Annotated in this window: 16 protein-coding genes; 8 read left to right on the top strand and 8 right to left on the bottom strand. The window is 59.6% G+C overall.

All coding sequences use genetic code 11. The features are described from left to right. Positions 1 to 156: 156 nt before the first annotated feature. A complete protein-coding gene (locus G5253_RS14930) occupies positions 157 to 366 on the bottom strand; it encodes a DUF1127 domain-containing protein (RefSeq protein ID WP_158112369.1) in 210 nt (69 codons plus the stop codon). 525 nt (positions 367 to 891) lie between these two features. On the opposite strand from G5253_RS14930, the gene G5253_RS14925 reads away from it, so the two are divergent. Further along, positions 892 to 1,785 (top strand): DNA replication terminus site-binding protein, encoded by an 894-nt coding sequence (locus G5253_RS14925; protein ID WP_266135552.1) that lies wholly within the window; start codon positions 892 to 894, stop codon positions 1,783 to 1,785. 141 nt (positions 1,786 to 1,926) lie between these two features. On the opposite strand, the gene G5253_RS14920 is transcribed toward G5253_RS14925, so the two are convergent. Continuing rightward, complete coding sequence (locus G5253_RS14920) at positions 1,927 to 5,802, bottom strand: DEAD/DEAH box helicase (RefSeq protein WP_266135553.1); 3,876 nt, start codon at positions 5,800 to 5,802, stop codon at positions 1,927 to 1,929. 612 nt (positions 5,803 to 6,414) lie between these two features. Here G5253_RS14920 and G5253_RS14915 point away from each other — a divergent pair. The 3 genes from G5253_RS14915 to G5253_RS14905 all read left to right on the top strand — a co-directional run bounded on the left by G5253_RS14915 (position 6,415) and on the right by G5253_RS14905 (position 9,555). Then, positions 6,415 to 6,795 (top strand): hypothetical protein, encoded by a 381-nt coding sequence (locus tag G5253_RS14915; protein WP_266135554.1) that lies wholly within the window; start codon positions 6,415 to 6,417, stop codon positions 6,793 to 6,795. A gap of 50 nt (positions 6,796 to 6,845) precedes the next feature. Then, positions 6,846 to 8,888, top strand: coding sequence for a protein-disulfide reductase DsbD family protein (locus G5253_RS14910; protein ID WP_266135555.1), 2,043 nt, complete (start codon positions 6,846 to 6,848; stop codon positions 8,886 to 8,888). A 142-nt stretch (positions 8,889 to 9,030) separates the two neighbouring features. Continuing rightward, complete coding sequence (locus G5253_RS14905; RefSeq protein WP_216978388.1) at positions 9,031 to 9,555, top strand: protein disulfide oxidoreductase; 525 nt, start codon at positions 9,031 to 9,033, stop codon at positions 9,553 to 9,555. A 372-nt stretch (positions 9,556 to 9,927) separates the two neighbouring features. On the opposite strand, the gene G5253_RS14900 is transcribed toward G5253_RS14905, so the two are convergent. Beyond that, positions 9,928 to 10,305, bottom strand: coding sequence for a hypothetical protein (locus G5253_RS14900; protein WP_005338113.1), 378 nt, complete (start codon positions 10,303 to 10,305; stop codon positions 9,928 to 9,930). Positions 10,306 to 10,380: 75 nt separating this feature from the next. Between G5253_RS14900 and G5253_RS14895 the strand changes: the two genes are divergently transcribed. The 3 genes from G5253_RS14895 to G5253_RS14885 all read left to right on the top strand — a co-directional run bounded on the left by G5253_RS14895 (position 10,381) and on the right by G5253_RS14885 (position 12,351). Continuing rightward, complete coding sequence (locus G5253_RS14895) at positions 10,381 to 10,650, top strand: hypothetical protein (protein WP_266135556.1); 270 nt, start codon at positions 10,381 to 10,383, stop codon at positions 10,648 to 10,650. Positions 10,651 to 10,913: 263 nt separating this feature from the next. Further along, positions 10,914 to 11,429: an REP-associated tyrosine transposase gene (locus tag G5253_RS14890; protein WP_266135557.1), complete on the top strand. Its 516-nt coding sequence runs from the start codon at positions 10,914 to 10,916 to the stop codon at positions 11,427 to 11,429. A 190-nt stretch (positions 11,430 to 11,619) separates the two neighbouring features. Next, positions 11,620 to 12,351, top strand: a complete 732-nt coding sequence (locus tag G5253_RS14885) for a type II toxin-antitoxin system death-on-curing family toxin (protein ID WP_266135558.1) — start codon at positions 11,620 to 11,622, stop codon at positions 12,349 to 12,351. Between the two features lie 63 nt (positions 12,352 to 12,414). Here the strand turns inward: G5253_RS14885 and thrC are convergent, their stop codons facing one another. The 4 genes from thrC to G5253_RS14865 form a co-directional block, all read right to left on the bottom strand. Continuing rightward, on the bottom strand, positions 12,415 to 13,689 hold the full coding sequence (thrC, locus tag G5253_RS14880; RefSeq protein ID WP_266135559.1) for a threonine synthase: 1,275 nt from the start codon (positions 13,687 to 13,689) through the stop codon (positions 12,415 to 12,417). Then, the gene (gene thrB / locus G5253_RS14875) at positions 13,686 to 14,681 is read right to left on the bottom strand and encodes a homoserine kinase (RefSeq protein WP_266135560.1); all 996 of its coding nucleotides are present in this window, start codon (positions 14,679 to 14,681) and stop codon (positions 13,686 to 13,688) included. The genes thrC and thrB overlap by 4 nt, the downstream gene beginning before the upstream one ends. A 2-nt stretch (positions 14,682 to 14,683) precedes the next feature. Further along, on the bottom strand, positions 14,684 to 17,143 hold the full coding sequence (thrA, locus tag G5253_RS14870; RefSeq protein ID WP_266135561.1) for a bifunctional aspartate kinase/homoserine dehydrogenase I: 2,460 nt from the start codon (positions 17,141 to 17,143) through the stop codon (positions 14,684 to 14,686). A gap of 263 nt (positions 17,144 to 17,406) precedes the next feature. After that, entirely contained in the window at positions 17,407 to 18,111 is a 705-nt protein-coding gene (locus G5253_RS14865) for a tRNA/rRNA methyltransferase (RefSeq protein WP_266135562.1), read from the bottom strand. 208 nt (positions 18,112 to 18,319) lie between these two features. Here G5253_RS14865 and aceK point away from each other — a divergent pair, with 208 nt between their 5' ends. Continuing rightward, positions 18,320 to 20,047 (top strand): bifunctional isocitrate dehydrogenase kinase/phosphatase, encoded by a 1,728-nt coding sequence (gene aceK / locus G5253_RS14860; protein WP_058059117.1) that lies wholly within the window; start codon positions 18,320 to 18,322, stop codon positions 20,045 to 20,047. A 78-nt stretch (positions 20,048 to 20,125) separates the two neighbouring features. On the opposite strand, the gene tesB is transcribed toward aceK, so the two are convergent. Beyond that, positions 20,126 to 20,992 (bottom strand): acyl-CoA thioesterase II, encoded by an 867-nt coding sequence (tesB, locus tag G5253_RS14855; RefSeq protein ID WP_019445657.1) that lies wholly within the window; start codon positions 20,990 to 20,992, stop codon positions 20,126 to 20,128. Between the last annotated feature and the right edge of the window lie 216 nt (positions 20,993 to 21,208).

Raw genomic sequence — 21,208 nt, 5'->3', positions numbered from 1 at the left:
CGATGTGGAATAAAGAGGAGAGGAAAAAGGATCAACAAATAACAGGGGGAAAACGGGGGGAGATAAAACAGACAATAACAGACCTGGCAGTTGGTCCCCACAGGGGAAGAACAGCAAACGACTCAGCAGAAAAACAAGGCATCCATGCCCGGTAGATCAACCACGCCAGAACGGCTTGGTGGTCTCTTGATAACGGTCAGCTTCGTTCAGGCCGATGTCTTTGAGCAGGTACTCGGGCAGCTCGGAGAGCTGGCGACGGCTGCGGCTGCGTTCCAGCCAGGTCAGAACGGTCATTTTAACGCGAGCAACCAGATTCAATTGGCTGGAATGCTGGTAACCGGTTTCGGTATAAGCCATGTTGGCCATGATGTGGCTCCTCTGAATATTTGTTTACGCACTGGGCTTTATTTGATGCGCAAAGCTTAGTCAGGGAGCAGGGCCGACTCAATTGACGAATTTTGATACGTTACATTAGTAAATCTAATGTCTAAAAACGGCAGGATTTAATTTTAACGCTTTGATTTTAAACAAATAATTATTTTAACAGTTGGCCAGCAGAGTCGCACAGCATATTGTGCTGCATGGCACCCATCTATATATGCATTTTACTGCTTTACATATGCAGGGATGGACAAGGTGTGAACAGCTGGCAACAGCGGAGCTACACGTGATTGTTAATTTAATGATCTTACAGTGATCTTTATTTAACACCCTGAAACATAAATAAAACCATTACCACATCCCCATTCAGAGGCGCACATTGCCCCCTCCTCAAAGTGCCTCTTGGCACTCCAACCGCATGCTGGTATGTTTATTTATACAGTAGTTTTGCTACCCGCAGCAATGTCATACCTGATGTCGTCAACAGCGGGTCAGACCACAGGATCATCGATGGATACCTTTACCCCGACCGCCGCCCTGCGTCAACAGATGGCCGCCATTGAAGCCTCTCTGGATCAGCTGGCCACCCTGCTCGGCCAGCTCGAGCTGCAGGAGGCCCATGTATATCCACTCCCCCCGGTTGCACAGGGGGAAGAGCACGACCCGATCGAGCAAATTGAGGTGGGCTATCTCAACGGTGAAACCGCGTTGGCGGCCACCCTCGCCGCCTATCGGGATCACTGCGCCCGCCCCGGCTGCTCCACCAAGGCGACTCACCGGCTGCCCGGCTGGTTGCGCTTTCCTGCCGCCGCAGCCTCCTTGCTGCAACCGCTGATCGACCAAACCAACCAGCAGAAGCTCGATTTCAAGGCGCTGGTGCAGCAGGCGGGGGGACGGGACGAGAAGTTCGAGCTGGTACATACCGCTCTGCCAGGGGTGATCACCTTGCAGGTCTACCGCAAACTGACCCTGCTGGCGGGAGAGCTGCAATCCCTCGGCTTTACCTGGGCCGACAAGCAGACCATCAATCGCCTCAGTCGCGAGCAGGTGCTTGAGATGCTGGAGCGCAGCCGCCGCTATATACCGGCCCTCTCCAACAACGAGGAGTGGAGCAAGATGGTGGATCAGGAGGTCTACGACATTCGCCGTCTGCCCGCCGATGCCGAGCTGCGGATCCGCCGCCCGGTCAAGACCCACCCGATGATCAACCTGCTCTGGCTGGAGCGCACCCCGCGCAAGCAGCAGATCAAGGCGAGCCTGCCACTTTTGCTCTGTTCGGATACCCCGCCTGCAGTCACCCATCTGGGCAACTATCCCCCCAAGAGCCGGCAGGCGCGGCGAGATCGCAAGATTGGCGGCGAGCCCATCATCGAGCGGCTGCACCTCTATCTCTATCAGGGATAGCTGGATAAGGGATAACCGGGCCGCCTTGCCGCGATAAACAACGAATTCCGCATCTGCATCCCAAATAAGAAAGGGGAGAACATCTCTGGATGTTCTCCCCTTTTCTGTATCGATAGCCGATATGAAAGGCGGCGTCGCCAATCAGCCCATCAGCAGGGCCCGCAGACTCTCCACATCCAGCCCGCGCACCTCGGACTGGCCGCTCAGCAGGCCATCGGCCAGCGCCCGCTTCTCGTCGTGCAGGGCGACAATCTTCTCCTCCACCGTCTGCTCGCACACCAGCCGGTACACGGTCACCGGCTGGGTCTGACCCATCCGGTGCGCCCGATCGCTCGCCTGATCTTCCACCGCCGGGTTCCACCAGGGATCGAGGTGCAGCACGGTATCGGCCTGGGTGAGGTTGAGGCCGGTCCCCCCTGCCTTGAGGCTGATGAGGAACAGCGGCACCTCCTCGTGGCGAAAACGCAGGATGGAGTCCTGACGGGACTTGGCGGAGCAGCCCCCATCCAGATAGCAGTAGTCCCAGGACTTCTGCTCGATGCGGGCCCGCAACAGACTCAGCAGATCGACGAACTGGCTGAACACCAGCACCCGATGACCGCCGTCGATCGCCTCTTCCAGCAGGGCCATCGCCTCGTCCAGCTTGCTGCTGGTTTGTGACCACTCGGGCATCACCAGCTCCGGTGAGCAGCAGAGACGGCGCAGCCGGGTCAGGCCACTCAGCACATGCATCAGGGCGCGCCCATCGGCGCTCTGCACCTGCTGCACCACTTCCCGCCGGGTCGCCTCGTAGAGCTGGCGCTCCTCGGGGGAGAGGCTGATGTGGTGGATGATCTCGGTCTTGTCCGGCAGCTCGGTCAGCACCTGCTGCTTGAGACGACGCAGGATAAAGGGGCTGATCACCGCCCGCAGCAGCGCCATGTGCTGGGGATCCTTGACCGCCTTGCCAAAGCGACGCTTGAACTCGCCAAGGCTGCCGAGCAGCCCCGGGTTGATAAAGGTAAAGAGGCTCCACAGCTCCCCTAGGTGGTTCTCGATGGGGGTGCCGGAGAGGGCGAGGCGAAAATCGCCGTCGAGCTGGAACAGCAGCTTGGCGCGCTGGGTACCGGCGTTTTTGATCTGCTGCGCCTCATCGAGCACCATACTGGACCATCGGCGGGACTTGAGCGCCTCCGCCAGGCTGCCGAGCATGCCGTAGTTGATGAGGATCACCTGACCGGCCTTGGCCTCGCGAATCATCCCCTCCCGCTCGGCCGGGTTCTCGAACACCACCACATCCAGCTCGGGGGCAAAACGAGTCACCTCCTCCTGCCAGTTGGTGACCACTGACTTGGGCACCACTACCAGCGCAGGGCCAAGGTGCTGGCGCATCCGCAGCACGATAAGCGCCTGCAGCGTCTTGCCCAGACCCATGTCATCGGCCAGACAGGCACCAAAACCGTGATGGGCCAGGGTCGCCATCCAGCGCACCCCCTCTTTCTGATAGTCCCGCAGGGAGGTAAGCAGCTCGTCCGGGCACTCGACCTCCTGCTGCCACTCCTGCTGCAGGGATTGCCACGCCGCATCCCCTTCGGTGGTAATGACCGAGAGCAGACGAGTGAGCGGATAGGCCAGCTTGTTGTTGATCCGCTGCTCTTCATCGAGCATGGCCCCCAGCATGGTGAGCCGCTCCACCAGCTTGTCGCTCAGCATCAGGCTGGTCTTCTCGTCGAGCTGAACGGTGCGCTGCCCCGGGGTCATCTGGCGCAGAATAAGGCGCAGGTCGAGGATCTGGTGCTCATCGAGGGCCAGTGCCCCTTCGACCTGGAACCAGTCCTGCCGCCGCTCGATGCGCAGGCTCAGAGCCGCTTCATCAAGGCTCTTGAGACGGGCGCTGTCCTGATGCCAGTGAATGACCACACCGGCATCCACCAGCTCGGGCAGGGCATTGACCAGCGCCAGCGCCTGCTCCCCCTGCAGTAGCCACTCGCTGCCGGGCAGGCCGATGGGCAATTGATTGCGCAGCAACTGGGCCTGCAGCTTCTCGGCCCCGAGATCCCGCTGCCAGTAGTGGTACGCCTTGATCCCCTGCCGCACGATCGCCTCCCCCTTGCCAAGGGGCTGGGGCGGCAGATCCTCAAAACGGGTCACCAGCTTGACCGACAGCTGACCATCCTGCCAATCCAGTTGCACCGAAGGAATGCCCGGCCAGGGAGCCAATTCGGCGTTGCCGCTAAGCCCCGCAACCTGACTGTGCCAAGGCAACTCGGGAATGGCATCGAGCGTGCGTTGCAGCTCAGCCAGCCCCTCGGCAGGCAGCAGCGGGATGGATTCGAGCGCTGGCAAGCGGTCGAGCAGCGGCTGCGGGGTGAGGATCAGCTGCCACAGATCCTGCGCCAGCGGCATGATATGGGCCCCGCGGGCGGCCGCATCGGGGCAGAGCTGCGCGCTCATCCCCTGTTCGGTGGCCACCACCTGCAGCAGGGGGGCGCTGATGGCCAGTTGCAGCTTCTGCCCCTTGGCGTTGAACAAGCGGGGGTGATCGGCCAGCGGCGCCCAGACATCCCGCGGCAGCCGTCCCATCACCCGTGGCAGGGTGCGAACCAGTGCCCAGTCGTGCTCATCGAGCATGGCGGCATACTGGGTAGAGAGCAGGGCCGGATCGACCCGGCGACCGGCGGTCCACTCCCCCTTGGTACTCAGCTTCTGGATCTTGCACTCCAGCTCGGGGCCCTCGGCATGGAGCAGCCACACCAGCCGCTCCTGCGGCTTGCGCACGCCACTGGAGCGTCCCAGCCCCTGCAACCAGTTGAGCCAGCTGGCAGAGGCCGCGGTTTTATCCTCGTCCCCGTCATCATCCTGCTCGTCACTGCCCTCTTGCGCACTCTCCTCACTGCCGCGCAGTTGGCACAAGGGCGCCCCTTTGGCCGCCTCGCCCAACAAGATACGCAGCAGATCCTGACAAAAGGCCATCAGGCGATGATGGGGCTCGGCATCGAGCAGATGGGAGAGATCCCACTTGTGCAACATGGCCACCTGCGGGCTTTGGGCACCGTGACGGGCCAGCGCGCAGAGATCGAGCCAGAGATAGCCCCAGTGGAGCTCCTCCACCGGCAGTTGCAGGGTATCGAACAGGCCGACCGCCTGACCGTGGCGATCGCCCGCCCACTGGCTGAGCAGGTCGGCAAGCAGGGGGAACTGGCCAGTCAGGCTGCGCTGCCACTTCTTGCGCTGTTCGCTGGCGATGACGGGATCGGCCTGTTGCAACCAGCCAAGCCAGAGCAGAGCGCTGAATGAACGGGGCCACTGGCCCGCCTCACCCTCATCGGTTGCCTGCCACTGGCCCAGCGCGGTGAGCAGTCGCTCGCCAAGCGGGCCGCTCTGGCTCTGTTGGGCCAGCGCCTGCAGGGCTGGCCAGCCGGGGGCGGCATCCTTGTCCTCGCCGGTTGGCGATGTGCTCTCGCCATCCCCGCAGAGCCAACGCCACTCCGCCTCGAACGCTTTGGCCCGTGCCTGCACCTCGGGGGCACAGCGCACCAGCGCATTGGCCAGCGGCCAGCGCTCTTCATAGGGGGCATCGAGCAAGAGTTGCAGCGAGAAGTGCTCCAGCAACATTTGCTGCCAGGCGGGGCTGGAACCCGCCAGCAGCAGATGGGCATCTGCGGTATCGAGCAGTGTGAGCAGATCACCGGGAGAGAAGAAAGCCGGGATCTCGCCCGCCTTGCCCCTGCAAAGCTCGCGCACCAGCCCGTGCACCAGATCCTGGCCGGTCACCGAGGAGACCCGGCTCCAGTCAGGGGCAGCACAAAGCCCAGCCCGCACCCCCAGGATCAGCGCCAGCGTCCCCTCTGCAGTCAGGCTCCACTGCTGCTCCCCGCGCAATCTGACAAGGCCGGCGTCATGGAGCCGGGTCAGGTGGCTGGCGAGCTCATGGCCCGCCCCCAGCGTATCTTGTAACAGACGGGTACTGGCGACACGCTGCAGTTGCAAGGCACTGAGCAGGAGATAACTATCCGAAGAGAGGGTGGAGGCAGACATCAAAACTCACGGGCAGATGCAAAAGCGGAATTTTAACGGTAAAGCGCCGCCCACTCGACCCTTTACCGTGAAATAACTCAAAAAAAAACGGCCATCCGTGATGACCGTCGAAAGTAACGAAGGAAATAGCCGGATCATCCGGTTACCTCCCACAGCGGGAAAATCGGGAGCGCTAGCCCCTAATTCGTGGAGCCAATGCTAGAGGTTGACGTATTAAAAAGCTTTGAAGCGGATCACAATTGAAAAGGATTTCTGAAAACGCTTTCAATATTTGACGACCAAAAGAGATGATTTTGCGCCAAATGAACCATCTTCAGCCTGGCCTTTCTCTCGTCTCGGCATGGATCCCCATATCCCAATGTCCATTCAGTACTCGACGGGTTCTCTTTACACTGACTGCATGCGCGGAACATCACTGACTGTTGGTAGCTGAGCGATTGCCCTTGTCCGGAGCATTGGCAGACTGATCTGGCCAGCACGCTCGGTTCTCGGCAAGTTACGAGGGCTGCGTGGCAACTCACCGGTTGCAAGAAACAGGGTTCCATCCGACCGGCTTGCCCGGGCTGTCATTGATCGATAGGATGTGCCCCATTCCAAGAGGGCAGGAGCAACATGATTTTGCGACAACGCGTGGCGACAAGACTCCTGCTGCTGGTCTGCATTCTGCTGCTCAATTGTGCACTCCAGCCGCTGACCAGGCTGGCTCAGCTGGAGATAGCCGCTGGCTGCCATATGCTGACCGCCCCATCCTCCGCCATCGATGTCGATGAGGATGGCCGCGCCGCAACGCCGCAACCCGGCAGTTGCCAGCTCAACGGCAAGTGGCTCAGTGCCGCCAGCGTGCAATGCGCCGAACAGCTCTTCTTTGCCATCGCATTCCTGATCGCCCTGCTGGCACCACTGTCCCGTTGCTCGCCCCCCCTCCCCCCACCCAGAAATATCTCTCCGCCAGAACGGCGGCTTCATCTCACCCTTTGTGTCTGGCGAGAATGAGTCAGTCGCGGCTTAAACCACCCTGACTTTCATTTTCAAGAGACAACACCATGTCAAACATCTTCAAGACTGCCCTCTTGCTGGGCAGCCTGCTGTGGCAATCCATCGGATTGGCCAGCGATACCGGCTGGCTCACCAGCCCCCGCAACGATCACGCACAAATCCGGCTGCAAGCAGATAGCCGGGATCCGGCACAGCCCCGGGTGCTGCTCAGTCTGACACTCGAGTCCGGCTGGAAAACCTATTGGCAAAACCCGGGTGAAGGGGGAATTGCCCCTGAAATTCTCTGGGATGACCCCAAACTCACTCAACAATGGCACTGGCCAGTGCCAGAGCGATTCGCGGTCAGCGGCATGTCGACCCAGGGGTATCAGCAGGCCGTAACCTTTCCCATAAGCCTTGGCCATGGCAACCGCAAGGCGCTGACCGGCACGTTACGCCTTTCAACCTGCAGTAACGTCTGCATCCTGACCGACTACCCTTTTGCCCTTGCTCTGGATGGTACGGCACCGGACGGATTCGACCTTGCCTATGCACAGGCGATGAGCAAGCTGCCTCAAGCCATGCCCAAGAGCGTCAACCTCCAGGCCGGCTACCAGCAAAACCGGCTACAGCTGAGCGCTAAGCAGCAAGAGGGGTGGCGGGCTCCGCAGATTTTCCTCCAGCAGCTGGAGGGGGTCGAGTTTGGCGAGCCCAGCCTGGAGGTGCAGGGCAATACCCTGATTGCCCGCATTCCGGTCAGCGATGGCTGGCAAGGGGATGCACCGGATATCCGTCATCAGCAACTGGGCGTGGTACTGGTCAACGGTGACGAAGCTTGGCAGAGCCAGGTCACCATAGGTGATCCCCTGCCACTACCCGCTGGTGGCCACTCGCTGCGCTGGACCTTGGGGGCTGCACTGCTTGGGGGGCTTATTCTCAACCTGATGCCCTGTGTGTTGCCGGTGCTGGCCCTCAAGCTGGGATCAGTACTGCAGCTGGAGACCCGTGAGCGTCGCCCGGTTCGCTTGCAGTTCCTGGCGGCAAGCGCTGGTATCCTGGTCTCCTTTTGGGCGCTGGCACTGATGAGCACCCTGCTGCGCGCCACCCAGGGGGCCGTCGGCTGGGGTATCCAGTTCCAGAGCGTCTGGTTTATCGGCTTCATGGTCGTGGTGACCTTGCTGTTCTGTGCCAACCTGCTGGGGCTGTTCGAGATCAGGTTATCGAGCAATGTCAACACCCGCCTGGCAACCGCGGGTGGCAACGGCATGGCCGGTCACTTTCTGCAGGGCTGCTTTGCCACTCTGCTGGCAACACCCTGCTCCGCCCCTTTCCTTGGCACCGCAGTCGCCTTTGCGCTCGGGGCACCATCCGGTCAACTCTGGCTTGTCTTTACCGCACTGGGGATTGGCATGAGCCTGCCATGGCTGCTCATCGCCGCCCTGCCCCGTCTCGCGCTTTGGCTGCCAAAACCGGGACGCTGGATGGGGCGCCTGCGCATCCTGCTCGGCCTGATGATGCTGGGCTCCAGCCTCTGGCTGCTCAGCCTGCTTGGCAACCATATCGGCCATAACGGGGTGGTGATCCTGATGGCACTGATACTGGCAGCCCTGCTGCTGGCGGTCGTATGGCGCCACGGTATTCGCGGTGTAACCCTGGGGCTGGCGCTGGGCTGCTTGCTGGTCGCCGCCCTGCTGCTCGGCGGCGCCTTCACCATGGAGGACAAACCACAACAGGATACCGTCCACTGGCAGCCACTCTCGGAGCAGGCCATCCAGGACGCCCTGGCACAACACAAGCGGGTCTTCGTCGATGTGACCGCCGACTGGTGCATCACCTGCAAAGCCAACAAATTCAACGTGCTGCTGCGCGATGATGTGCAACGAGCCCTGAGTGCCCCCGATGTGGTGGCCTTGCGCGGGGATTGGAGCCGCCCCTCAGACAGCATCGCCGGCTTCTTGCGCCAACGCGGCAGTGTGGCCATTCCTTTCAACCAAATCTATGGCCCCGGGCTACCGGGTGGCGAGATCCTCTCTCCCCTGCTGGATCGTGCAACTCTGCTGACCACTCTGGAGCACGCTGCGAACGCCCCTGTTCAAGGAGAAACAAGATGAGATATATCCTGCTCATACAGACCCTGCCGGGAGAGCGGGGCATACCCGCAGCGCAAGGGGGAAATTATCGGCAATCGGCTGATCTCCCTCATATAGCGCTCGGGGGCAACGTCAAAAACGCACTGGTCATCAAGGGGGAGTCATGACAGCAACATCATCCCGGATCCTCCGTCTGCGCCGCTGGAGCAAGGAGGCCCTCTGGCTGCTGCTGTTGGCGGTGATTATCTCGACAGCGCTGGACCTCTGGCGCAGTCCGGCGCTGCCAGAGGAAAGCCCGCTGCCTCAACTGCTGCTGCAAGATGGCACTCTGGCCGACCTGCAGACAATGAGTCGGGACAGACCACTGCTGATCTATTACTGGGCCAGCTGGTGCGCAGTCTGCCGTGTTACCACACCGACAGTGGAGCAGCTATGGCGAGACGGCGAAAACGTGCTGACAGTGGCGCTGCGCTCCGGCGACCAAGCCAGGTTGCAGCAGGGGATGGCCAGGAAGGGGCTGACCTTCCCGACCCACAATGATGAGCATGGCGACCTTGCCGCCCGCTGGCAGGTGAGCGTCACCCCCAGCTTCCTCATCATCAAGCAGGGTAAAGTGGTGAGCTCCACCACTGGCTGGAGCTCGGGCCCGGGACTGAAACTGCGGTTGGCCTGGGCCAGCCTCGGCTAACTCGGCCCGCCAGGGAGCACTATTGCGGCCCCTCTTCCCGCTGAAGAGGGGCTTATCGCCAGCCATCCGATGCCTATTTATCAGTGATGGGTGGCCCCCTCGCGGGTTAATGGCTCAAATCGGAAGTGGTAATCCATCGGCGATCGCGTGGGCGGTGAACCGTGATGGATACCATTCATGGGTTGACGCTGAACAAGGCAAAGCCCAGCAAGCGGGAGATAATATGTCCAAAACCAGATAGGGAGCCCGGTCATAGAAGATCAGCAACCGAATTTAATGTTCCCGACAACGCTTGGGCTTCACGGCGTTCACTACGCATAAAAAGCACGGGGGCCTGATGGCCCCCGCAAACACACCGGATGAGAAAATGCCTTACTTGGCGGCGCTATCCTTCACGCACTTCTGGACAAAGCTGTTCTTGGCCGCGCCAGCCAGCTTCTTGTCGGCCGCCGCCTTCTCGCACTTGGCCGCCGGATCCACCGCCGCGCCCGTCTTCACGCACTTCTGGATAAAGCTGTTCTTGGCTGCACCGGCCAGTTTCTTGTCGGCTGCCGCCTTCTCGCACTCGCCGGTTGCGGCGCCAGCGGCATCTTTCACGCACTTGCCGACAAAGCTGGTCTTGGCGGCGCCGTTAAGCTTTTTGGCCGCGGCCTGCGCCTCGCACTGTAACTGGGCTGCGTCGTTGGCAAAGACCGGGTTGGCCAACAGCACGCTGCCGCAGAGCAGGCCGAACAGGATGGTACGCTTCATGGGTGATCTCCTCTCTATCTGGTGATGTGTTTGCATGGTCATATTTGCATGACGATGTGTTGCAAATGGCTGTGATTGCAACAGCTGATTGTTGCCGCAGATCCCCCGCCTCGCCAGCTTGGGAGCGGAGCAGAGGGCAACCAGCGCCCGCACTATAGCGCCGATTGGCAGAGCGGGATTGCCCCCAACAACCCCCTCCTCAGCGGCAAGCCAACCACCCTCTTCCCCACCACGCCTACCAACCCCAATAAAATCAAGGGCCATGGGAATCCTGCCTCCGCCCACACCCTTTTATTGAGCCAGCGCAAAAAATCAGTCATTACTGATACTTACGTCATTTTTTGACTGGTGTGGCCAGATTCGATTGGCTTAACATAGCCATCCGGTGCCTATTCATCAGTGATGGGTTGCTACCCTCGCTGGTTAATGGAGCATATTGGAAGCTGTAATCCACGGGCGGTAGCGTGGGTTTTGCACAGTGATTGATGCATTGCGTAGGTTGGCGCTGAGCGTAGCGAAGCCCAACACGTATGCCTCCGGTTAGTTGGTTCCCATTTCGTGTAACCGAACAGACCGAATATTTCACCCCGATACCGGAAAGGAGAACCATGCGCTATCGCCGAGCAACAACCAGTGGGGCATGTTGGTTCTTCACCGTCAACCTGGCTGACCGAAAACAGGGTCTGCTGGTACGTCATATCGACCTGCTGCGCGAAGTGCTCCGCCACGTCAAACAGCAACACCCCTTCGAGATCATCGCCATGGTGGTGATGCCGGATCATCTCCATGCCATCTGGCAACTACCACCAGATGACAGTGACTATCCCATGCGCTGGTCTCTGATCAAGGCTGGCTTTTCACGAAATCTCGCCAAAACAGAGCGGATACGGGAGAGCCGACTCAGAAAACGGGAACGCGGTATCTGGCAACGCCGTTATTGGGAACATCTGATCCGGGATGACAAGGATCTGCAAGCCCATGTCGATTACATCCACTTCAATCCGGTCAAACATGGTTATTGTGTCAAACCTGTCGATTGGCCTTACTCCTCCATTCATCACCATATCGCCGCAGGATGGATAGGGCCAGATTGGGCCATTGATTGTGACTCGGGTCGGGAATAATCGGCAGGGATATGTTGTAGGTTGGCGCTGAGCGCAGCGAAGCCCAACAAACGGGATATATGACTTTCCAAACAAGATGAATTTTGACCATATAAAATCAAAAACCGAATTTAGCTTTCTCGGTAAACGTTGGGCTTCACTTCGCTCAGCGCCAACCTACTAGATAACTAGACAGATAAATGAGGACATTATGAATACAAAGCAAGTTATTTTTATTCACGATTACCTAACAAAGTATTTCTGCGATAGTGATGATCCAGTCTCACCACCTGGAATAAAGAATGAAACTTTATTGGACTCTGCAGTAAATAGACCATTTATGAGCGCGGGAGGGGTGGACGCTTACGATAGTATATTTGACAAAGCTGCTGCATTATTTCATTCACTAATAAACAATCATTGTTTTCACAATGGAAACAAGCGTGTAGCTCTACTGTCTACTCTTGTATATCTAAGTGAAAATGGTTACTTACTTAACTCCGCCTCTGATGATGATTTATTTGAGTTTACTAGACAAGCTGCTGCACATGAACTATCAGAAGATCGAGCCCATGAGTTGGGCATAATCTCACACTGGCTTATGTGTAACTCAAGACGCCGTAAAAATGGTGAAATCCAACTCAAGTTTTCAGACCTAAAAGAAATATTGCTTGGATTTGATTTTGAAGTTTCTGACTGCATGGGAAGAACTCATGATGTAATAAAAAATGGTCGTGTGGTAACAACAATTCTGCAGAAAGGAAGCAAAGGAAAGGAAGATTATGACAAACAGTATATATCTAAGCTAAGGAAGAAATTAAAGCTTACAGCTGAATATGGCGTTGACAGTTATGCTTTCTATGGTGATCGTGGATTTGACCAAACGCTAGGTCGCTTTATGAAGATGCGAGACAAAGTAATGCGTGAGCTAGCGAAAATATAATCCCATAAAAAATCCCCCGTTACCGGGGGATTTTTATTTCTATCGGTTATCTCGACACAGCAGTTAGCCCACCAAAAACGCCCTTAACCGGGCAAACTCCGCAGGCAAATTAACAGAGAGCAGCGGCAGCTCGGCATGCTTGGCCAGCGGGCCGGGCAGCGGTACATCCAGACTCAGGATCTCGTCCACCGACTCCTTGAACTTGGCCGGATGAGCGGTGCAAAGGAACACCCCTACCTCGTCCTCGGCCAGCTGTTCGCCCAGCAGATCCCAGGCAATGGCGCCGTGGGGTTCGCAGAGGTAATCCAGCTGGTGCAGCCGTTTCAGGGCATCGCGGGTCTGGGCATCGTCACGCATGCCAGAACCCAGGGTCTCCAGCGCCCAGCCCTTGCGGCGGCAGAGCTCTTCGACTCGCGGCCAGTTGTTGGGACGGCTCACATCCATGGCATTCGACAGGGTTGCCACTGTCTGGTACGGCTCCCACTGACCGGTTTTCAGGTAGCGCGGCACGGTATCGTTGGCGTTGGTGGCGGCGATAAAGCGCTTCACCGGCAGCCCCAGCGCCTTGGCGATAAGCCCTGCGGTGAGGTTGCCAAAGTTGCCGGACGGCACGCTGATGACCGCCTTGGCGCGATCGGCTTTGGGCAACTGGGCCACGGCTTCAAAGTAGTAGCAAACCTGCGCCAGCAGACGGCTGATATTGATGGAGTTGGCGGAGTTGAGGCCAATGGCCTTTTTCAGCGCCTCGTCGTCAAAGGCCTGTTTCACCAGCGCCTGACAGGCATCGAAGTCGCCGTCGATGGCGATGGTGCGGATATTGCCGCCGAGGGTGCAGAAGAGCTTCTCCTGCAAGGGGCTGATCTTGCCCTTGGGATAGAGGATCACCACCTCGATCCCCTCCAGCCCGTAGAAGGCGTGGGCCACGGCGGCGCCGGTGTCGCCGGAGGTGGCGGTGAGGATAGTAATTTTGTCGTTGGTGCGAAACGCCGCGAGGCACTGGGCCATAAAGCGGCCGCCGAAATCCTTGAACGCCAGGGTCGGGCCGTGGAACAGCTCAAGGGCATAAGTGCCATCTTTGAGTTTCACCAGCGGCGCCGGGAAGGTGAAGGCGGCATTGATCAGCTCGCTGACCTTGGCGGCGGGCACTTCGTCCCCCAGCAGGTGGCTCAGGATGCGGGCAGAGCGTTCGGCCAGTGGCAGATCGAGCAGGGCATCCACATCGGCGAGCGGTTCGAGTTGTTCGGGGAAGAAGAGCCCCTGTTCGCGACCCAAGCCCTGACGTACCGCCTGCGCGAAGCTCACCTGTTCGCTGTTGTCCTTGATGTTGTAGAGATTCATAGCTCGCTTCCTGTTACCCGTGCCCCGGCCATGTCCAGTTTGCAGACCCGGGCAAATCCATCTTCGTTCTGCACGAAATGTGCTTCCATCCAATCCTTCATCCGCTCGGCCTGCGCCAGCTCCTTCATCACCACAAACACGGTGGGGCCGGAGCCGGAGATGCCGGTGGCGAGCGCCCCGTTCTGGGCCGCCTGCGCCCGCACCTCGGCAAAGCCTTCGATCAGCGCCGCGCGGTAGGGCTCGGCAATCACGTCTTTCAATACGCTCGCAGCCAGCGGCTCCTGCCCGGTGTAGCTGGCGTGGACAAAGGCAGCCAGGCGGCGACCATAGGTGAGGCAATCCTGACGGCGATATTGGGCCGGCAAAATGGCGCGGGCGGCGGCGGTGGAGACCACAGTGCCCGGGTAGCAGACCACCCAGTACCACTCGTCAAACACCGGAATGCCTTGGCTGATAACGCCCGCCTCCTCCACCACCAACTGCATGCCACCCAGATAGCAGGGGGCCACGTTGTCGTAGTGGACGGAGCCGGAGATGCGCCCCTCCATCTCACCCATCAGCAGCAGCAGGGCGTGCTCGTCGAGCGGCTCGCCGTGAAAGGCGTTGAGCCCCTCCAGCGCCGCCACCACGCTGCAGGCGCTGGAACCCAGACCCGAGCCGACCGGCAGGTTCTTCTCCAGCACCATCTCGAGCGGCTTGAGACCAAGGCCGCGCTTCTCCAGCGCCTCGCCATAGGCCACCCAGCAGTCGTAGAGGATATTCTTTTTCGGGTCGTCCGGCAGCTTGTGGGCGTAGCGGCCCACAGAGGACAGCACAAAAGGCACGTTAGCGGCTTTCACCTGCACCCGATCGCCGAGCAGAGAGCCATCCACGGGGGCGAGCGCCGCCCCCAGTACATCGAATCCCACGCTCAGGTTGGCGCTGGAGGCGGGGGCGTAGGCAACGACACTGCCGCCTTCCGTCATATAAGAGGGGTACATGTCTGAACTCATGCTTATAGCTCCTGCTTCCAGTTCTGGGTGCGCAGCACGTCGGCAAAGACGCCCGCCGCAGTCACTTCGGTACCGGCGCCATAGCCACGCAGCACCAGCGGGATTGGCTGGTAGTAGGTAGAGAAGAAGGCGAGCGCGTTCTCCCCGTCTTTGACCTTGAACAGCGGCTCATCGCCACCGACCGCCTTGATGGCGACCTTGCACTTGCCACCCTCGATGGAGCCCACATAGCGCAGCACCTTGCCTTCACGCTGGGCGGCAGCGAACTGGTCGCGGAACCAGCCGTCAGCCTCCGGCAGGCGGGCCATAAAGGCTTCCACGTCGCCGCTCACATCAAATCCGGGCGGCAGTGCCTGCTCTACTTCCACATCGGAGAGCTCCAGCGCCATGCCCGCCTCGCGGGCCAGAATGAGCAGCTTGCGCGCCACATCCATGCCGTTGAGATCGTCGCGGGGATCCGGCTCGGTAAAGCCGTTGCTGCGAGCGATCTTGGTGGCTTCAGAGAAGGCCATCCCCTCATCCAGCTTGCCGAAGATAAAGGAGAGTGAACCGGAGAGGATGCCGTCGAAGGCACGCAGCTTGTCACCGGCCTTGATAAGGTTCTGCAGGTTCTCGATAACCGGCAGACCGGCGCCCACGTTGGTCTCGTACAGGAACTTGCGGCGAGTCTGGCGGGCAGTGCGACGCAGCGCCTTGTAGTAATCGAGCGAGCCGGTGTTGGCCTTCTTGTTCGGAGTCACCACGTGGAAACCGGCGGCGAGGAAGTCGGCATACTGGACGGCAACTGCCTCGGAGGAGGTGCAGTCAACGATCACCGGGTTGATGATGTGGCTATCTTCCACCAGCTTTTTCACCCCTTCCAGCGAGAAGCTGTCGCGGGCTTCCGCCAGCTGTTCGCGCCAGTTGGCGAGGTTCAGGCCATCCTTGTTGACCGCCATCTGACGGCTGTTGGCGATGCCCACTACCCGCAGGCCGGTGCCCTGCTCGGCCAGTACCGGTTGCTGGCGGGCAATCTGATCCACCAGCGCGGCACCGACGCCGCCGACCCCGACCACAAAGAGATCGATAAACTGCTGGCTGCCAAAGAAGTTCTGGTGGCACGCCTTGATGGCTTCCGCCACCTTGCGATCCCGCACCACCGCCGAGATGGAGCGCTCGCTCGACCCCTGCGCAATGGCGACGATATTGATGGAGGCTTGCGCCAGCGAGGTGAAGAAGCGGGCCGCCATCCCTTTGCTGGTGCGCATGCCGTCACCGATCAGGGAGATGATCGCCAGATCGCTGATGATATCCAGCGGCTCCAGCAGCTGGTTTTTGAATTCCAGCTCGAACTCGCGCTCCAGCACCTTGCGGGTCTTGTCGCTGTCGTAGCTGTGGATACAGAAGCTGACGCTGTACTCGGAAGATGACTGGGTGATCAGCACGATACTGACCCCGGCGCGGGAGACGGCGGAGAAGATGCGACCGGCCATGCCGACCATCCCCTTCATGCCGGGGCCGGAGACGTTGAACATGCACATGCCGGACAAGTCGGAGATGGCCTTCACTTTCAGGTCATCGTCGCCGCTCTCGGGGCCGATCAGGGTGCCCGGCCCTTGCGGGTTGAAGCTGTTCTTGATGAGGCAGGGAATGTGGAACTGGGCCACCGGCGCAATGGTTTTCGGGTGCAGCACCTTGGCGCCGAAGTAGGAGAGCTCCATCGCCTCCTTGTAGGAGAGGGTTTTCAGCAGGTAGGCATCCGGCACCAGACGGGGGTCGCAGCTGTAGCAGCCCTCGACGTCAGTCCAGATCTCGCAGCACTCGGCATCGACACAGGCGGCCAATACGGCGGCGGAGTAGTCGGAGCCGTTGCGGCCCAGCAGCACGGTCTCACCCTTGTCGCTGCCACCGGTAAAGCCCGGCATCAGGTAAAGACAGTCGCTACGCAGCCCCTTGGCGGCAAAGCGCAGGCGGGAGGCTTCGATGTCGACATGGGCTTCCAGATAGCCGCCGTCGGTGACCAGCAGCTCTTCCGGTACGATCAGCTCCAGATCCAGACCGCGCACCCGCAGCAGCTCGTGCATAAAGGCGATGGAGAGGTTCTCGCCACGGCTCAGAATGCGCGCCTGCACGTTGTCCGGGCAGAGGCCCAGCAGACGGATGCCCTGCATCAGCCGCTCCACCTGATCCAGCTCGGCGGTGAGACGGGCCAGCAGCGCCTTGTCATCGAGCGCCGGATAGGCCGCCTTCAACCCGGCCAGCAGGCGGGAGAAGATGCCGTTGACTTCAAACAGGGTGGAACTGGCATCCATGCCGCGACTGGTCTGTTCCACCAGCGCCACCAGATGATTGGTCACCTTGGCAGGTGCAGACAGCACCAGGGCTACCTGAGATTGGCCGTGGGTGTTGACCGCGATATCGGCCACCCGTAAAAAACGTTCTGCATCGGCCAGTGAAGACCCGCCAAATTTCAACACTCTCATCGCTTTCTCTCCCTGTAAATCTATGAAATTCAATCTAAAAACCAATCCAACAAAAAGGCCCGTACTGGGTGGGTACGGGCCTTTTTTGATTTCTGTGCTTGTTCGTCAGCGCATCAACCGGCCCCAGTGCCACCTGTGGTGGTACCGGTAATAATGGTGGTGGTGATGACGTTGGTGAATAACTGCATGACGAACACTCGTTGACGAAGCTGGCTTTTAGCAATACCGCGGCGGGCGATGGGCTGTCAACTTAAACCTCTTCGCTACTCACGCCCAAATCGGCGCGCAAGGTCTTTGCAGAGCAGGTGGAGCATGTTCAAATCCCGCTGCGGCAGCATGGGTACCCGGTCCATCACCCATTGATGCAGTTTTTCATCCTGCGAAACTCCGAGTTCACCAAGCAATTCTGCTGTTTTGCTTTTCAGCACCCGAACCTGCCCGGCATTATCAAAATTTTCTGCTACCGCAGCGGCGCCGTCGGCGTTCAGCTCATCCATCAGCTGACTCATCTCGTAGGCGTAGAGCATGATCGCCTGCCCCAGATTGAGGGACGGGTAGCTCACCTTGAGGGGCAGATAGCTGATGAGATCGACCTCGGCCAGCTGCTCGTTGGAGAGCCCCGACTCCTCGCAGCCAAAAACGATGGCGACCTTGTTGAGTGAAGGCTTGCTGCGGATCTGCTCGCGGATCTCCCCCGGGGTGAGGTAGTGCTGGTAGCGACCGCGCTCACGGGCGGTGGTGGCGATCACCAGATCCATGTCCGCCAGCGCCTCGGTCAGTGTATCGAACGCTTCGGCCTGAGTCAGGATCTCCTGGGCGCCGTGAGCCACCCAGCTCGCCTCCTCCTCTTCGTGTACCCGGCTCGCCACCAGTCGCATGGCATCGAATCCCATGGTTTTCATGGCGCGGGCAGCCGCCCCCACATTCGCAGGTCGGGCAGGTGCCACCAGGACAAAATAGAGCTTCATCGGGTTTCCTCACAGGCCGGACGGCCTCTCAAACAGACAGCAAACAGTCGCTAAACCATCACCAAAACAGGGGCGCAATCTACCGTTTATCCCCGAAAATTGCCACTTGAACAGACGTTTGAATGTTGCGATAGTGGCCAGACGTGTGAACAAATTACACCCAATCCTTCGCGCTATCGGCCCGACAGATCACAAGGAAGAGAGAGAGATGCAGCAGCCATTGGAACAGGCCGTCGCCGAGACTATCTTGCAACGCTTCGAGTCGTTTTACAGCCGGTTTCTCGAGATAACCCAGGGCAGCAAGAGCCGCTTCGAGAACAGTGACTGGCTGGGGGTGCAGCTCGCCGGGCGCGAGCGTATTCGCCTCTATGACCACCATGTGGGGGCCACCGCCAGCTCCATCCGCCAGATGATGGGGGAGCACCACGCCACTCAGGAGCTGCTCAAACGGGTCAAAAGTGCCTTCAGCGATCTGCTGCCCCGTTGTGACAACTTCGAGGTGGCGGAGTCCTTCTTCAACTCCGTCTATCGGCGGATCTTTCGCCATCGCAACATCCGCGACGAGAACCTCTATATCCACCCCTTTGTCAGCCGTGGCGAAAAACCGGACCTGAGCGCCCTGCTGCGGATCTATCGCACCGATCTCGCCCACTTGCCGCAGACCTTGAGCCAGCTACTCGGCGATTACAGCTTCACCCTCCCCTACGAAGACAAGCAGCGGGATATTGTCGACATCCACCGCCATCTTGCGGAGAACGGCCCGCAAATCCTCCATGATGAGCCGTTTGCCATCGAGCTGCTCAAAGAGGTGTTCTACCGCAACAAGGGGGCCTATCTGGTGGGACTGATCCGGGCCCGGGATCAGGTGTTCCCCTTTATCCTGCCCCTGCTCAGCACAGGCCATAGCATCTATGTGGATACCGTCATCTTCGAGCCGGATCTCGCCTCCATCGTCTTTGGCTTTGCCCGCGCCTACTTTATGGTCTATGCCCGCGAACCGGCGCTGTTTGTCGCCTTCCTGCGCCAGATCATGCCCCACAAGCCCGATTACGAGATCTACAACGCCATTGGCTGCCAGAAGCATGGCAAGACCGAGCTCTATCGCCACTACCGCCACCATCTGGCCCAGAGTCGGGATCAGTTCATCATCGCGCCGGGCATCAAAGGGATGGTGATGAGCGTGTTTACCCTCCCCTCCTACGATGTGGTGTTCAAGGTGATAAAAGACGAGTTCACTCCCCCGAAGGATGTGAGCCACGAGCAGGTGAAGGCGAAGTATCGGCTGGTTAAACAGCACGATCGGGTTGGCCGCATGGCCGATACCCAGGAGTTCACCAACTTCGAGTTTCCGCTGGATCGCATCTCGCCGGAACTGCTTGCCGAGCTCAAAACGGTGGCCCCCTCGGCCCTCACCATCAGCGACGACAAGCTGGTGATCAAGCACCTCTATACCGAGCGCAAGATGATCCCCCTCAACCTCTATCTGGATAAGGCGGACGAGCAGCAGACCCGGCTCGCGCTGGAGGAGTACGGCAACGCCATCAAGCAGCTGGCGGCGGCCAACATCTTCCCGGGGGACATGCTGTTCAAGAACTTTGGCGTCACCCGCCACGGCCGGGTGGTCTTCTACGACTACGACGAGATCTGCTACATGACGGAGTGCAACTTCCGCCAGATCCCGCCGCCTCGCTACCCCGAGGATGAGTGGAGCGCCGAACCCTGGTATTCGGTAGCCCCCAACGACATCTTCCCCGAGGAGTTCGCCACCTTCCTGCTGCAAAAGCCGCAGGTGCGGGAGATCATGCTGCAGCTGCACAAGGAGATGTTCGACGCCAACTACTGGAAGATGCTGCAGAGCAACATCAAGGTGGGGGTGTTCGAGGATGTCTATCCCTACCGGCGCAAGAAACGCTTCAAGTACCAGCGCGGCGGCTGATCCCGCAGCGCCCGCGCACATCGCAGCAACGAAAACGGGGTGGCCAAAGCCACCCCGTTTTGCTATCCGCTTTGCGCCTTAACTGCCGCGACGGCGGATCACTCCTTCCTGCATGGTACTCGCCACCAGCATGCCGTCACGGGTAAAGAACTGACCACGCACCAGACCACGACCGCTGCTGGCGCTCGGGCTGTCTACCACGTAGAGCAACCAGTCGTCGAAGCGGAAATCCCGGTGGAACCACATGGAGTGATCGATGGTCGCCACCTGCATATCCGGCTCCCAGTACGACACCCCGTGGGGCTGCAGCGAGGTGAGCAGGAAGTTGAAGTCGGAGGCGTAGGCCAGCAGGTATTTGTGCACCCGCAGATCGTCCGGCATCTGGCCGTTGGCCTTGAACCAGACGTGGCGCACCGGATCCTGCACCGTCGGGCGAATAGGGTCGACCAGGGTCACAGGGCGCATCTCGATGGGCTGCTCGCAGAGGATCTTGTCCCGCAGGGAGGCCGGGATCAGGTTCTCGTAGGGGCGCACCAGCTCCAGCTCGCTCTTGAGCTCCTCCGGCGGGGTGATGCCGGTCGGCATCTGCGCCTGATGCTCGAAACCATCGGCGGGCACCTGAAACGAGGCATTGAGATAGAAGATGGGCTTGCCGCCCTGAATCGCCTTGACCCGGCGGGTGGAGACGGTCTGGCCGTCACGGATATTCTCCACGTCATAGACGATAGGACGGGTCACATCCCCCGGACGCAGGAAGTAGGAGTGAAAACTGTGAACCTGACGGCCGGTCTCGACCGTCTGCTTGGCGGCTGACAAGGCCTGCCCCATTACCTGTCCGCCAAACACGGCCCGCAGACCGAGATCCTGGCTCTGGCCCCGAAACAGGCCCTCCTCGATTTTTTCCAGCGCCAGCAACGCCAGCAGCTCATCAAGTACCTTGCTCATCGTTCACTCCTCTGTCAGAGCCGCACAGGCTAACAAGCTCACCGGAGCAGAGCAACCGCAGCGGCGAGTCTGCGGGCAAGCAGACGACAGAAATGCCCCTCAATTTTTCACCAGCCACCCTTTTGCCATCCTGGGGGGTTTGTCTAGTCCTGAAATAGGTTTACACATTTTCAACTAGCATTTCTCTACTCAGAACCCCCTATGTACCGCATCGGG

This window comes from Aeromonas sp. 602658 (genome assembly GCF_049173005.1).
GTDB classification, from domain to species: domain Bacteria; phylum Pseudomonadota; class Gammaproteobacteria; order Enterobacterales; family Aeromonadaceae; genus Aeromonas; species Aeromonas veronii_A.
This window is presented reverse-complemented; position numbering and strand designations above follow the sequence as displayed.